We start from the raw sequence: 12,157 nt of genomic DNA, 5'->3' as shown, positions 1-12,157 counted from the left end.
GGGAATTATTGTGTTCAATTTTGAGATAGTCGCCGGTGAAACGGTGCGCAATGTCCTGCACGGGAAACGCGGGGACGTGCTCGGCATTGTCAGCAGTGCCTATCAGGCGCATGAGGCGGGGGATTCCGTCAACCCGGACAGCTACTTCCTCCGCTTCCCGGACAAGCCGGATTCCCGGATCATTGCGCTGCCCGCCTACTTGGGCGCCGACGTCCAGCTCGCCGGCATCAAGTGGATCGCGAGCTTCCCGGGCAACACCCGGATCGGAGCCCCGCGCGCCTCGGCCGTCCTCGTGCTCAACGACTACGAGACCGGGTATCCGATCGCCTGTCTCGAAGCCGCGAGCATCAGCTCGGCACGCACCGCCGCCTCCGCGGCCGTCGCGGCGACCGCGCTGCGCCCGGACGGCTTCGAGGGGACCCGGATCGCCGTGGTGGGCGGGGGAGTCATCGCGCGCAACATCTGCGATTACCTGAACGTCGCCGGCTGCGCCCCGGACGCCTACCTCGTCCACGATCTCGACGAGTCCTCCGGCCAGGCCCTCGCCGGCCACATCCGCACCACCCAGGACCGTCCGGCGTCCTTCACCGCCGACCTCGACGCCGCGCTCGCGGCCGACACCGTGGTCTTCGCCACCACCGCGCTCGAACCGTATGTCACCGCGCCGTTCAGGCCCGGTCAGCTCATTCTCAACATCTCGCTGCGCGACCTCGCGCCCGACGTCGTCCTGGCGGCGGACAACATCCTCGACGACGTCGAACACTGCCTCAAGGCCAACACGTCACCGCATCTGGCCGAGCAGCGCTCCGGGGCCCGCGAGTTCGTGACCGGAACCCTCGCCGGAGTGCTGAACGGCGAGGTGAAGCTCTCGGCGGAACGCCCGGTGATCTTCTCGCCGTTCGGCCTGGGCGTGCTGGATCTGGCCGTGGGAGCCTTCGTCCTCGGCGAGGCGCGCAAGGACGGCACCACGATCGAGGTGCCCAACTTCTTCGGGGAGACGCGCCGGTGGTGAGCCACATACCCCTCTCCGTCGCCCTCGTCGGTGCCGGATCGCGCGGCCTGGGCGTCTTCGAGCGGCTGGTCGCGCACTGCCTGGAACGGCCGACTCCACTCACCGTCCACCTCATCGACCCGCAGCCCTTCGGCGCCGGTTTCCACCTGTCCGACCAGCCGGACCACCTGCTGCTCAACACCGTCTGCGGACAGCTCTCCGCCTTCGCCGATGCGCGGATGGTGGACGGCCCCGTACCGGTCTTGGGCCCGTCGCTCCACGAGTGGTGCCGGCGCCGGGACCTGCGGCTGGCCGACGACGGCTACACCGTGCGCGCGGGCGAGGGGCGGGAGATCCAGCCGAACGACTTCCTGCCGCGCCGGCTGCTGAGCGAGTATCTCGCCTGGGCCGCGGAGGAGATCACCGGCGCGGCCCCCGAGAGCCTCACCCTGATCCGGCACCGTACGACCGCCGTTGACGTCCTCCCCGGCGGATCCGGGACCGAGACGGTCGTCCTCGCCGACGGCAGCCGCATCGAGGCCGATGCCGTGTTCGTCACCGTCGGCCACCATTCGCTGTATCTGCCCGCGGCGCCGGCCCCCGATCCCCGACTGGTCACCCGCCCCTATCCGTTGCCCACGGCGCTCGACGGCATCGGACCGGGCGAGCGGGTGGCCGTCCTCGGCATGGGGCTGACCGCCATGGACGTCCTCGCCACCCTGACCCTCGGCCGCGGCGGCAAGCACCTCACGGACGCGGCGGGGATGCGCTATCTGCCCAGCGGACGCGAGCCGTCGATCGTCCTCACCAACCGCTCCGGGATGCCCTCGCGCAGCCGCCCCGGGCTCCGGCAGGGGCGGGTGCGCTTCGCGCCGCTGGCCCTGACCACCGAGCGCCTCGACGAGATCCGGGCCGGCACACCGGACGGCCGCCTCGACTTCACCCGCGACGTCCTGCCGCTGATCGAAGCCGAGATGGCACTCGCCTACTACCGCACCCTGCTGGCCCGCGAGTACGGCGACGCCACCGGCGCCGGACTGGAGCTGGCCCGGCGCTGCGCACGCGGCGGCCACGAGACGCTGCTCGGGGAACTGCGGGCGCGGTTCGGCCGCTGCCCGGTGGCCGGCATCCTGTCCGCGGACCTCACCGACCGGCAGTGGACGGGGTACGACGCCTACCGCGACTGGTTCACCGCGGAGGTCGGCGCCGACCTGGCCGAGGCCCGGGAAGGCCTCGGCGCCGCCCCGCTGAAGGAAGCCCTGGAAGTGCTCCGGGACCACCGCGATGTGCTGCGCGCGGTCATCGATCCGCCCGGCGTCGACGACGCGTCGCTGGCCACGTTCTTCGGGGAGTTCGCCCCCACGGTGAACCGGCTGGTGATCGGTCCGCAGCTGGACCGGTCGGCGGAGCTGCTCTCGCTGATCGACGCCGGGATCGTCCGGCTCGGCCCCGGCCCGCGGCCCAAGGTCGTCGCACCGGCCGGTCAGGGCCCCTGGCGGCTGGAATCCACCTGTCTGGCCCGGCCGTTGCGGATGGAGGTCGACCATGTCGTGCAGGCGCACGTGAGCGAGCCCGGCGCGGACCGGGTGGCCGGATCCCTGCTGGGCACGCTCGTCGCCGCGGGTCGTGTCCGTACCCTCGCGCACCGCGGAACGGCCGTGCAGGGGCTGGACGTCACCCGGCAGGGCCAGGGCGTCGACCGCACGGGCACACCGCAGCCGCGGTTGTTCTTCCTCGGACCGCACACCGAAGGATCCAGCTACTACAACCACTACGTCCCCTCGCCCGGCGTGCCCTCCCGCGCACTGCTGGACGCCGAACTCGCCCTGCGTACCGCCCTGCCGTCTCTGATCACGAGGAAGCGATGAACACCAGCGAGACCTACACACCGTGGAACCAGGAGTACCGGCCCGAGACCCGCGCCGCACAGGGCGACGGCTGGCGCTCTCCGACCACCGGCGCCGTGCCGCCCCCGATCAGCCTGGGCGCCACCTACGCCCGGGACAGCGACTACCGGGCGCCCGCCGGGCTTGCGTACCTGCGCGACCAGGGCACACCGGGGTACGAGCAGGCCGAGCAGGTCGTGGCGGGCCTGGAGGGCGGCTCGGACGCGCTGCTCTTCTCGTCCGGAATGGCCGCCGCCACCGCCGTCTTCCAGGTACTGCCGGCCGGCGCGCGGGTCGTGGTCCCGCAGACCATGTACTTCGGTCTCACCAAGTGGCTGCGGGAATTCGGTCCGCAGCGCGGCCTGGACGTCGTCCAGGTGCCCATGAACGACCTGGACGCGGTGGCGGCCGCCGTGGACGCGGCCCCGACCGCACTGGTCTGGGCGGAGTCCCCGGCGAACCCCACCTGGCTGGTGACCGACCTCGCCGGCTGCGCCGAGATCGCCCACCGGGCCGGCGCGCTGTTCGGCGTCGACAACACCGTCCCCACTCCGGTGCACGCCCGGCCGTTCGACCTCGGCGCCGACCTGATCATGCATTCCGGTACCAAGTACCTCAACGGCCATACCGATGTCGTCGCCGGACTGCTCGTCAAGGCGCCGCAGCGCACCGAGGCCCGGGACGCCATATGGGAGCGGCTGCAGCTGCACCGCAGGCTGACCGGCCCGATCCTCGGCCCGCTGGAGACCTACCTCCTGGTGCGGGGCATCCGGACGCTGTTCCCCCGCATGCGCCAGATCTCCGCCACCGCGATGGCCGTGGCCGAGCACTTCGCCGCCCACCCCCTGATCCGGCGGGTCGCCTACCCGGGACTCCCCACCGACCCCGGACACGAGATCGCCGCCCGGCAGATGACCGGCGGATTCAGCGGCATGCTCTCCCTGCATGTCGACGGCCCGTGGCAGCAGTCCCTGCGCACCGCCAACCACTGCGAACTCTTCATCCGCGCCACGTCGTTGGGAGGTGTGGAGAGTCTGGTCGAACACCGCTATACCTTCGAAGGGCCGGACAGCACCTCGCCGAAGGACATGCTGCGCCTGTCCATAGGTCTGGAGAGCCCCGCAAACCTCGTCGCCGACCTCGAACAGGCCCTGGAAAAGGCCGTGAAGGAAGACCGTTGAGCGCACAGACCCCCACCCCCCACCCCGACGCCGCACCGCCGGACGCCACGGGTCCGCACGGCGCGGCGGACGCGCCGCCGGACGGCGGACACCGGCGTGGCTTCCTGCACGACGTCTCGCTGTCCGCCGTACTGGCCGGCTTCGTCGCCGTCGTCGTGTCCTACTCCGGCCCGCTGGTCATCGTGCTCGCGGCGGCCACCGCCGGGCATCTGACCACCGCACAGACCAGCTCCTGGGTGTGGGCCATCTCCATCGGCAGCGGCCTGACCTGTATCGCGCTGAGCCTGCGCACCAAGATGCCGGTGATCACCGCCTGGTCGACACCGGGCGCGGCCCTGCTGGTGACGAGTCTCGGCGCGTACTCGTACGCGGAGGCCATCGGGGCCTTCCTCGTCACCGGACTGGTGATCACCCTGGTCGGTCTGACCGGCGTGTTCGGCTGGCTGATGCGGCAGGTGCCCACCGCCGTCGTCTCCGCGATGCTCGCCGGCATCCTGTTCTCCTTCGGCACCGGGGTGTTCACCTCGCTCAAGACCGCGCCGCTCCTCGCCGGTTCGGTGCTGCTCGCCTACCTCCTGGCGAAGCGGTGGCTGCCCCGCTACGCGGTGCTCGTCGCGCTGGCGGCGGGTGTCGTGGCCAGTGCGGCCGGCTCCCGGCTGGACATCCATCTGGACCGGATCGAGCTCGCCAGGCCGGTCCTGACGACCCCGGACTTCTCGGTCGCCTCGCTCATCGGCATCGCCGTGCCGATGATCCTGGCGACGCTCGCCTCGCAGAACGCACCGGGCATGGCCGTGCTCACCGCGTCCGGCTACCAGCCCAAGGACCGTCTGCTGATCGGCTCCACGGGGCTGGTCTCCACGGCGCTGGCGCCCTTCGGCTCGCACGCCATCAACCTCGCGGCGATCACCGCGGCCATCTGCACCGGACCCGAGTCCCACCGCGATCCGCAGCGCCGCTATGTGGCCGGCGTCTCCTGCGGAGCGTTCTACCTCCTCATCGGGGCGTTCGGCTCCACGCTGGTGGTGCTGTTCGCCGGGCTCCCCAAGGAACTCGTGGCGGCGGTCGCCGGGGTGGCCCTGCTCGGTGCCCTGGCCGGCGGCCTGACCGGGGCGGTGAAGGAGGAGAAGGACCGCGAGGCGGCACTGATCACCTTCCTCGCCACCGCCTCCGGCGTCAGCCTCTTCGGCATCGGATCCGCCTTCTGGGGGCTGCTCTTCGGCGTCCTCGCGCACCTCGTCCTGACCCGCTGGCGCCGTACGCCCACGGCCGCCGCGGCCTGAGCCGAGCCGGCCGTTCGCCGGCGGCACGGCACGCCGTGACCGGGCCCTCGCGGCCCGCCGGACACCTCCGGGTGCCCGGCGGGCCACGCCGGCCCCGGAGGCCGGACGGAGCCGGCCCGTGCGGTCAGGAGGCGCCGGACCCCGTCCCGTCCTGCGGCAGTTTCGTCACCTTCTGCGGCAGCGATCCCGCACCGTCGGCGAGCGGGGAGACGGTGCCGGAGGTGCCGGTCGCCTTCTTGAGGCTGTCGAGGATGGCCATCCCCTGGCCGACGATGCCGGAGACGATCTCGTTCATGCCGTCGGTGCCGTTGAGCACGGTCAGCCGGGAGCCGGCGATGCCCTCGGCGGCCGCCTGGGCGAGCGCGGGGAGGTTCTCGACGGTGCGGTTGGCGGCGATCAGCTCCTGGTTGCCGTCCCGGAGCGAGGCCGCGAGCGCCGTGTTCGCGTCGGCCCGCGCCTGGGTCACGGCCCGCTCGGTGTAGGCGCGGGCGTCCGCCTCGAACCGGACCTGGTCCCGCCGTGCCTCCGCCAGGGTGCGCAGCCGGTAGGCCTCGGCGTCCGCCGGGCGGCGCACCTCGCCCTCCAGCCGCTGCGCGGCGAGCGAGGCCTGCCGCTGGGCCAGCGCGGTCTGCTCCTCGATGACCTCCTGCGAGGCCCTGGCCTGCGACAGCGGGCCGGCCTGCGCGGCGCGGGCGTTGTACTGCTCGGTCTCGGCGTGGAACCCGGCCCGTTTGATCGCGGTGTCCCGCTCGTACTCGGCCTTGAGCGCCGCCGCCTGCTGCTCCCGCTGGGTGGCCTCCTGGTCGGCCTTGGCCTGCGCGATCCGGGCCGCGCTGGCGACCGCCGCGGCGTGCGGGGCGGCGAGGTTGGTGATGTATCCGGAGGTATCGGCGATCTCCTGGATCTGCAGGGCGTCGACGACGATGCCGAGCTTTTCCATCTCGGAGTGGCTGCCGTCCTTGACCTCCTGGGCGACGCGGTCCCGCTCCCGGATGATCTGCTCGACGGTCAGCCCGCCCACGATCGAGCGCAGATGACCGGCGAAGATCCGGCCCACCAGCTCCTCCATGGTGGCCTGCTCGTCCAGGAACCGGCGCGCCGCATTGGCGATCGACGTCGGGTCGTCCCCGACCTTGAAGACGGCGACCGCCCGGACCCCGATCCGGATGCCCTGCTGGGTGACGCAGTCCTCGGAGATCTCGGCCTCCCGCAGCGACAGCGACAGCAGGCTCGCCTTCTGCTTGACGGGCAGGACCCAGCTGCCGTGGCCCGTGACGATACGGAATTGCGCGTCCCCGGCCCGGCGCTTCGAGCCGGAGATCAACAGCGCCTCGTTCGGCGCCGGAACATGCCAGAACAACATTGCGGGTCTCCCGGTCCGATGCGGCCGGCTGCTCGTGGGTGTGCGGGCACGGCCGCGGAGGGAAAGCCGGCTCACGGCCGGCCATGATCACCGGTCCGGCCAGGTCATGCGGGCAACGGCGCGACGATCACCGAGCGCGCCGAGGTGTGGTCCACCACGATGACCTGGGTATGCCGGTCGATGGGTACAGGTGACCAGGCGGCGAAGGCCTCGGTCCCGCCGCGCACGGGCAGCAGCACCTCGCCCGGTCCGTCGGCCGGGATCGACACGGTCACCCGCCCGATCACCCCGATCGGGCTGAAGTCCGTCTCATCCGTCGCGCTCACCCGGGTTCCGTCGCTGGTCAAAGCCGCTGCCGGTGCGGTGGCCGGGCAGCGGGAACTCCTCGACAACTCAACGGTACTCCGGCCCCGGCGCCGTTTCAGGGCGCCGGTCCGGCAGCCGGTGGACGACGGTTTCAGGCCTCCAGACGGGCGGGACGGGCCGCGGGCACCGGCTTTCTCGGCGGCAGTACATCGGGCGCGCGGTGCGGCCGGAGGGCCGTGAGGGCGATCTCGGTCTCCTCCATCAGCGCGCGATAGGAGACCAGCCGCTGCCACTCCGGATCGGCGACTCCGGGCACGGTGCGCGCACGCTCCGTCCACAGCTTCGCCAGCCCTGCGTACACGGGGGTCTGTCGGACGATCTCCGCGGTGAGCCATCGCGGGACGGAGCCGGGGCGGGGGAGGGACGTCTGTCCGTGACCTGCGACGGTGCCGGAAGAGGGGACGCTCATGGCCGTAGAAACGATTCTTCCGGCATGTGGTCACGACGTATTTTTGCCGCTGCCGCCGTTTCCACAGCGGAGGCAGGGACGTCTGTCTCTCGAATCACCTTATGCAGTGATCTATAGCTGGGAAGCGGTCCAATACGGACGACGGGACGTTGTCGCAGTCATGGAACCCAGGGAGTTGTGGGAGCGCCACGCGGTCCTCGCACAGGCGTTTTGCAGCAGCGATGACGAGGTCCGCCGTACGCAGGGACTCCTCGACGAGGCCGAGGCCCGTCGTTCGCGGACCCTGGCCGCCTTCGCCGTGACGGTGGGCAGCGACGCGGTGGTGGCGGACCTGCTCGGCCTGGACGAGCGCGAAGTGCGCCTGGCCCGGCGCACGGTGGGCAAGGACGACGCCCGCGCGGTCGCCAAGAGCCTGCTGTCCCAGCCCGCGTGCGAGCAGGCCCCCGCGCAGCCGGCCGCCGTACCCCCTGCGGACCCGTCCACCACGAGCCGGCCCAGCGTGAGTACGCCGACCGCGGGTCCGCCGGTCACGGGCCCGCCGGCCCCGGCCCCGGCTCCGGCCCCGGCTCCGGTCCCCCCACCTCAGCCCGTCGGGCCCCAGCCCAACGAGCCGGCCTGGGCGCCGGCTCTGGACGCGGTCCTGATGAGCAGTTGGCAGGCCGGAGTTGACCTCTCCGCCCTGGCCGCCGAACTCGGGCTGGATGTCCGGATCCTGGTGGCCCGCGCACAACAGCTGTCCGCCGAAAGCCGTCCCGCGCCGCCACCGGACCGCATCGGCCGGCACCGCCGCCTCGTCAACGTCCCGCCACCCTCCCCGCACAGCGAGACTCCCCCTCCGGCCTGGCGTGAGCGGCCGCCGCAGCCGCCACGGGAGCACTACGAGCAGGAACCCTGGAAGCAACACCCGTACCAGAACTACCCAGAGCAGCAGGAGTATCAGGAGTACCGGGTCTACGAGCAGCATCCACAGCAACACCACTACCAGCAGCCCTCCCAGGGCACCTGGGACGCCAACGCCATCACGGCCGCCCAGCACGACTGGGACGGCATCCTCAGCCAGTGGGAAGCCACCACCTCCACCACCCCACCCATCTCACCCGGCCACACAGGCACCTGAGGGCACGGTCCGCGGCCGGAAATCCCAGCCCGCCGCGGCCCGCGGCCGGAAACCCCCGCCCGTCCGGTGCGCCTCCGTATGATCGCCGAAGCAGCGCGCGGCCCCTACGGAAGGCGTGAACGACCATGGCGGAAGAGCGAGTTGTCCTCGTGCCGGGCGGCGGCACGGGCATCGGTGCGGTGCTGACCGTCGACGGAGGGGCGACCGCATGCGACCCGGGCCGTGCCGCGTTCACCTACCGCATCGAGGCGCGCGAAGGCGCCGGGAGTTGAGGCACCGGATGAACCGGATGAACCGGATGGGCGGCAGTCTCTACCGGGACCGTTGGATCGAGTGCACCTCCGGCGCCCTCCGCATTCGCGGTTACTACTTCCCGTGGGGGACGAAGACCGTGCCGTACACGTCCATCCGCGGGTTCCGGCGCGTGGAGATGGGGGTGTTCGGCGGGCAGATCCGGATCTGGGGAACGTCGCACCCGCGGTACTGGGCGAGCCTGGACCCGGGGCGGCCCGCGAAGAAGGACGCGCTGATCCTCGATCTCGGCCGTTTCGTCCGCCCGTTCCTCACGCCGGGCGACACCGATGCCGTGGAGGCCGTCCTGCGGGCGCATGTCCCCACTACGGACCGCTGAGCCGAATGGGGTGAGGCCGACGGATGGGCCGGCGGCCCTTGCCGTCTCCGGCGCAGAGCCGGGCCCGTTGCGCCGGGGCGGTGCCCGGGCCGGTCAGGTGATGGCCGGCTCGGCGGCGCGGGCGAGTGCACGGCGGTGCCGCATGAAGGGGCGCGGGCGGTTGAGGGCGAGTACCGCGGTGGGGTGCCCGTCGCGTTCGTAGCAGGCGAGGAAGCTGCGGTCTTCGGGGGAGCCTTCGAGTACGCGCGGGGTGTCGCCGGGCAGCCGCCGGCCGGCGAACTGGATGCGGACGCCGTACTGGTCGGACCAGAAGTACGGCAGGTTCCGGTGGGTCGCGACGGTGCTGCCGGCCAGGAGGTTCTCCACCGCCGTGGCGGCCTGTTCGGTGGCGCTGGTCCAGTGTTCGGAGCGGGTGCCGGCCACCCTGGCGACATCGCCGACGGCCACGACCTGCGGCAGCGGGGTGACCCCTCCCGCGTCGCAGCGGACCCCGTCGTCGAGCGGCAGTCCGGAGCCCGCCAGCCAGGCGGTGCGGGGCCGGACGCCGATACCGGTGACGACCACGTCGGCGGGGAGCAGCCGGCCGTCGGCCAGCTCGACCCCGGTGACGTGGTGTGCGGCGCCGCCGCTGTGCAGACGGGCGACCCCGGTGCCGGTGAGCAGGGTGACGCCGTGGTCCGCATGGAGGGCGGAGCAGATTCCGGCCATCGTGTCGCCGAGTTGGGGGACGAGGGGGAGCGGGGCGGCCTCGACCACGGTGACGTGATGCCCGAGGGCGGTGCAGGACGAGGCGACTTCGGCGCCGATGAAGCCGCCGCCGATCACCACGACCCGGACCGGGCCGCGCGTCAGGTCCGCGCGCAGCGCCTGCGCGTCGTCGAGGGTGCGCAGGGTGTGCGCGCCGGCGGGCACCGGGCCCGGGAGGCGGCGCGGGGCGGCGCCGGTGGCGATGACCACACCGTCGGTGGTCAGGGACCGGCCGCCGTCGAGGAGCACCGTGCGGCCGCCGGTGTCGAGGCCGGTGGCCTCGGTGCCCAGCAGCCATTCGGCGTCGAGTTCGGCGATCTCCTCGGCGTCTGCCAGGGCCAGTTGGTCCTGCCCGGTGGTGCCGGTGAGGAAGTCCTTGGACAGCGGTGGGCGGTCGTAGGGGCGGTGGCGCTCGTCCCCGACGATCACCAGCCGGCCGTCGAACCCCTGGGCGCGCAGGGCCCGGGCGGCGTACAGGCCGGCCAGCGAGGCTCCGATGACAGCGACCGACTTCATGCTGCGGTGCCCTCCTCGGCGGCGTGCTGGACGTAGATCATGCCGTCCTCGACGGTCACGGGGTGGGTGCGCACCGCCCGGCGGGCGGGCAGGCAGGTGGGCGCTCCGGTGCGGAGGTCGAAGGTCGCGGCGTGCAGCGGGCATTCGACCAGACAGCCCTCCAGCCAGCCGTCCGCGAGGGAGGCGTCCTGGTGGGTGCAGGTGTCGTCGATCGCGTAGAGCTGCCCCTCGGCGTGGAAGACGGCGATCGGAGGTGCGGTGTCGATGCGTACGGATTCGCCGGTGGGCAGATCGGCGAGACGGCAGACAGGAATCACGGGACCCCCTGGATCATCGAGTTTCGCGGTGCGCACGATGGAGCGCTATGCGCAACAGAATCCAGTCGCTGGGCCGCTGCGTCAAGCGGTCCCGGGAAAAGCCGGCCGCGGCGTGAAGAGCTCGCCCACACCCCCTTGACGGTGTCGATCCGGCGTTCCCACTATGTCTCTCATCGCGCAACCAGTCGTGCAGTGCGCAACACTCAGGGGGTAGGGCATGCCACACGAAGTCCATGCCGTCGTCGCGGCGAAACCAGGCGCACCGGTCGAGCTGCGGACGATCCTGGTGCCGGACCCCGGCCCGGGAGAGGTCCTCGTCGCCGTCCAGGCCTGCGGGGTGTGCCACACCGACCTGCACTACCGGGACGGCGCGATCAACGACGAATTCCCGTTTCTGCTCGGCCATGAGGCGGCCGGCGTGATCGAGGCCGTCGGGCCCGGGGTCACCGATCTCGCGCCCGGTGACTTCGTCGTCCTCGCCTGGCGGGCGCCCTGCGGCAGCTGCCGTTCCTGCCGCCGCGGACGGCCCTGGTACTGCTTCGACTCCCGTAACGCCGCCCAGCCGATGACCCTGGCGGACGGCACGGCGGTCAGCCCCGCGCTGGGCATCGGGGCCTTCGCCGAGAAGACCCTGGTCGCCGCCGGACAGGCGGTCAAGGTCGACCCCCATGCCCGCCCGGAAGCCGCCGGACTCATCGGCTGCGGAGTGATGGCGGGATACGGGGCGGCCGTGCACACCGGCGCCGTGGGCAGCGGGGACACCGTCGCCGTCATCGGCTGCGGCGGGGTCGGCAACGCGGCGATCGCCGGCGCCTCGGTCGCCGGGGCGCGCCGGATCATCGCGGTCGACATCGACGACCGCAAGCTGGACGGCGCCACCCGCTTCGGCGCCACGCACACCGTCAACTCCCGCGGTACGGACCCGGTCGAGGCGGTCCGCGGCCTCACCGGCGGGCATGGCGCGGACGTGGTGATCGACGCGGTGGGCCGCCCCGAGACCTACACCCAGGGCTTCTTCATGCGCGATCTGGCCGGGACGCTGGTCCAGGTCGGCGTCCCCGAACCGGACATGCGCATCGAGCTGCCGCTGATCGATCTCTTCTCGCGCGGTGGCGCGCTGAAGTCCTCCTGGTACGGCGACTGTCTGCCCAGCCGGGACTTCCCGGTCCTCATCGACCGCTACCTCAGCGGACGGCTCGACCTCGACGGGTTCGTCACCGAGACGATCGCCCTGGACGAGGTGGAGTCCGCCTTCGACAAGATGCGCGACGGCACGGTCCTGCGCTCCGTCGTAATCCTGTGACGGCGTTACAGGCCCCTTGGCCGCAACGGCCGCACCCACCCGCCAGC

Annotated in this window: 13 protein-coding genes; 8 read left to right on the top strand and 5 right to left on the bottom strand. The window is 72.2% G+C overall.

Features of this window, described 5'->3' with window-relative positions; genetic code table 11:
* The first annotated feature begins 10 nt into the window (after window positions 1-10).
* Genes sbnB through EST54_RS20505 form a run of 4 tightly spaced genes read left to right on the top strand, consistent with a single transcriptional unit; the run spans window position 11 to window position 5,341 of the window.
* Window positions 11-1,012, top strand: a complete 1,002-nt coding sequence (gene sbnB, locus EST54_RS35085) for a 2,3-diaminopropionate biosynthesis protein SbnB (protein ID WP_203525333.1) — start codon at window positions 11-13, stop codon at window positions 1,010-1,012.
* The gene (locus tag EST54_RS20515; RefSeq protein WP_244942573.1) at window positions 1,009-2,859 is read left to right on the top strand and encodes an FAD/NAD(P)-binding protein; all 1,851 of its coding nucleotides are present in this window, start codon (window positions 1,009-1,011) and stop codon (window positions 2,857-2,859) included. The genes sbnB and EST54_RS20515 overlap by 4 nt, the downstream gene beginning before the upstream one ends.
* Window positions 2,856-4,058, top strand: a complete 1,203-nt coding sequence (locus EST54_RS20510) for a trans-sulfuration enzyme family protein (protein WP_129249098.1) — start codon at window positions 2,856-2,858, stop codon at window positions 4,056-4,058. Before EST54_RS20515 ends, EST54_RS20510 begins: the two co-directional genes overlap by 4 nt.
* Window positions 4,055-5,341, top strand: coding sequence for a benzoate/H(+) symporter BenE family transporter (locus tag EST54_RS20505; protein ID WP_129249097.1), 1,287 nt, complete (start codon window positions 4,055-4,057; stop codon window positions 5,339-5,341). The genes EST54_RS20510 and EST54_RS20505 overlap by 4 nt, the downstream gene beginning before the upstream one ends.
* Before the next feature lie 124 nt (window positions 5,342-5,465).
* On the opposite strand, the gene EST54_RS20500 is transcribed toward EST54_RS20505, so the two are convergent.
* The 3 genes from EST54_RS20500 to EST54_RS20490 all read right to left on the bottom strand — a co-directional run bounded on the left by EST54_RS20500 (window position 5,466) and on the right by EST54_RS20490 (window position 7,479).
* Entirely contained in the window at window positions 5,466-6,704 is a 1,239-nt protein-coding gene (locus EST54_RS20500) for an SPFH domain-containing protein (protein ID WP_129249096.1), read from the bottom strand.
* 104 nt (window positions 6,705-6,808) lie between these two features.
* Entirely contained in the window at window positions 6,809-7,030 is a 222-nt protein-coding gene (locus EST54_RS20495) for a hypothetical protein (protein ID WP_129249095.1), read from the bottom strand.
* Between the two features lie 131 nt (window positions 7,031-7,161).
* On the bottom strand, window positions 7,162-7,479 hold the full coding sequence (locus tag EST54_RS20490) for a hypothetical protein (RefSeq protein WP_129249094.1): 318 nt from the start codon (window positions 7,477-7,479) through the stop codon (window positions 7,162-7,164).
* A 160-nt stretch (window positions 7,480-7,639) separates the two neighbouring features.
* Here EST54_RS20490 and EST54_RS20485 point away from each other — a divergent pair, with 160 nt between their 5' ends.
* The 3 genes from EST54_RS20485 (at window position 7,640) to EST54_RS20475 (ending at window position 9,227) form a co-directional block, all read left to right on the top strand.
* Window positions 7,640-8,596, top strand: a complete 957-nt coding sequence (locus EST54_RS20485) for a hypothetical protein (RefSeq protein WP_129249093.1) — start codon at window positions 7,640-7,642, stop codon at window positions 8,594-8,596.
* Between the two features lie 125 nt (window positions 8,597-8,721).
* Window positions 8,722-8,868 (top strand): hypothetical protein, encoded by a 147-nt coding sequence (locus EST54_RS20480; RefSeq protein WP_239012557.1) that lies wholly within the window; start codon window positions 8,722-8,724, stop codon window positions 8,866-8,868.
* An 8-nt stretch (window positions 8,869-8,876) separates the two neighbouring features.
* Entirely contained in the window at window positions 8,877-9,227 is a 351-nt protein-coding gene (locus EST54_RS20475; protein WP_239012558.1) for a PH domain-containing protein, read from the top strand.
* A 93-nt stretch (window positions 9,228-9,320) separates the two neighbouring features.
* Here the strand turns inward: EST54_RS20475 and EST54_RS20470 are convergent, their stop codons facing one another.
* Both EST54_RS20470 and EST54_RS20465 read right to left on the bottom strand, forming a co-directional pair.
* Window positions 9,321-10,490: an NAD(P)/FAD-dependent oxidoreductase gene (locus EST54_RS20470; RefSeq protein WP_129249092.1), complete on the bottom strand. Its 1,170-nt coding sequence runs from the start codon at window positions 10,488-10,490 to the stop codon at window positions 9,321-9,323.
* Complete coding sequence (locus tag EST54_RS20465) at window positions 10,487-10,807, bottom strand: bifunctional 3-phenylpropionate/cinnamic acid dioxygenase ferredoxin subunit (RefSeq protein WP_093481817.1); 321 nt, start codon at window positions 10,805-10,807, stop codon at window positions 10,487-10,489. Before EST54_RS20465 ends, EST54_RS20470 begins: the two co-directional genes overlap by 4 nt.
* 217 nt (window positions 10,808-11,024) lie before the next feature.
* Between EST54_RS20465 and EST54_RS20460 the strand changes: the two genes are divergently transcribed.
* The gene (locus EST54_RS20460; RefSeq protein ID WP_129249091.1) at window positions 11,025-12,110 is read left to right on the top strand and encodes an S-(hydroxymethyl)mycothiol dehydrogenase; all 1,086 of its coding nucleotides are present in this window, start codon (window positions 11,025-11,027) and stop codon (window positions 12,108-12,110) included.
* Window positions 12,111-12,157 lie beyond the last annotated feature (47 nt).

Origin of the sequence: Streptomyces sioyaensis, from assembly GCF_004122735.1 — a bacterium.
GTDB classification, from domain to species: Bacteria; Actinomycetota; Actinomycetes; order Streptomycetales; family Streptomycetaceae; genus Streptomyces; species Streptomyces sioyaensis.
This window is presented reverse-complemented; position numbering and strand designations above follow the sequence as displayed.

Bases quoted from the DNA above. Each gene is read 5' to 3' on its own strand.
- EST54_RS20510 (WP_129249098.1), top strand. From the start codon at position 2,856: ATGAACACCAGCGAGACCTACACACCGTGGAACCAGGAGTACCGGCCC.
- EST54_RS20500 (WP_129249096.1), bottom strand. From the start codon at position 6,704: ATGTTGTTCTGGCATGTTCCGGCGCCGAACGAGGCGCTGTTGATCTCC.
- EST54_RS20490 (WP_129249094.1), bottom strand. From the start codon at position 7,479: ATGAGCGTCCCCTCTTCCGGCACCGTCGCAGGTCACGGACAGACGTCC.
- EST54_RS20485 (WP_129249093.1), top strand. From the start codon at position 7,640: ATGGAACCCAGGGAGTTGTGGGAGCGCCACGCGGTCCTCGCACAGGCG.
- EST54_RS20480 (WP_239012557.1), top strand. From the start codon at position 8,722: ATGGCGGAAGAGCGAGTTGTCCTCGTGCCGGGCGGCGGCACGGGCATC.
- EST54_RS20475 (WP_239012558.1), top strand. From the start codon at position 8,877: ATGAACCGGATGAACCGGATGGGCGGCAGTCTCTACCGGGACCGTTGG.
- EST54_RS20470 (WP_129249092.1), bottom strand. From the start codon at position 10,490: ATGAAGTCGGTCGCTGTCATCGGAGCCTCGCTGGCCGGCCTGTACGCC.
- EST54_RS20460 (WP_129249091.1), top strand. From the start codon at position 11,025: ATGCCACACGAAGTCCATGCCGTCGTCGCGGCGAAACCAGGCGCACCG.